Genomic DNA, 917 nt, shown 5'->3' with positions numbered 1-917 from the left:
TTGTTTTTCTTCATCTTGAACTACCAATATATCCTCCTCATCTGATACTTCATAAGGATTAATAATTGAAGAAATAATAAAACCACCGAATAAGTTCAATATAATGGCAGTTACGACATAACGTGGTTCAATCATTGTCATATACGCACCAACAATGGACATTGAAACAGTCGACATTGCAGAAGCACACAAAGTATAGAGACGATGAGGCGCTAATTGACCAAGTTGTTTTTTGACTGTAATAAATACTTCAGACTGTCCGACAATCGCGGAGGCTATGGCATTATATGATTCCAATTTCCCCATGCCATTTATTTTACTTAAAAGTAAACCAATACCTTTCATGATAAAAGGTAATATTCTTGTATATTGTAGAATTCCTATTAAAACAGAAATGAAAACAATTGGTAATAGTACATTTATGAAGAAAACAAATGCACCTTCATTCGCGACCCCACCGAAAACAAAGTTAATCCCATCGGCTGCATATAGAAGTAATTTATCGAACACTTTCGCAATCGCTTGAATAATTTTAATGCCAATGACTGTTTTTAATAATAGGAAAGCTAGAATAATTTGGAAAACAATCATTATGATAATTGGACGAATTTTAATGATTTTCCGATTCGTACTAGCAATATATGCAAGAGCTAGCGTAACAACCAACCCTACTAACGCAATTAAATAGCTCATATAAATCCTCCTGGACATATTAATGGACATGACATTTAGACATGATGAATGAGTATGTCCAAAAATATCATATAAGTTAATATGTGCTAGAAGGGACAAAGTTATGAAGAAGAACTGAAATATGCGGATAAAGAGAAAATATATTTCTTTAGGATACGTAGTTATAGCATATGAACTAGGTAGATTATAAAAAAGTAGCTGACCGCTTGAGTTTGGAATAATCC

General features: G+C 32.8%; 1 protein-coding gene. It reads right to left on the bottom strand.

Going from position 1 to position 917, the window contains the following annotated elements:
• Window positions 1–693 (bottom strand): Na+ dependent nucleoside transporter N-terminal domain-containing protein (locus V7056_RS01015; RefSeq protein ID WP_499698500.1); only part of this gene is annotated, 693 nt, incomplete at its 3' end.
• Window positions 694–917 lie beyond the last annotated feature (224 nt).

Origin of the sequence: Bacillus sp. JJ664 (assembly GCF_036962205.1) — a bacterium.
Classification (GTDB): domain Bacteria; phylum Bacillota; class Bacilli; order Bacillales; family Bacillaceae_G; genus Gottfriedia.
The sequence above is the reverse complement of the archived record's forward strand: the minus strand, read 5'-3'. Positions and strand labels throughout refer to the sequence as shown.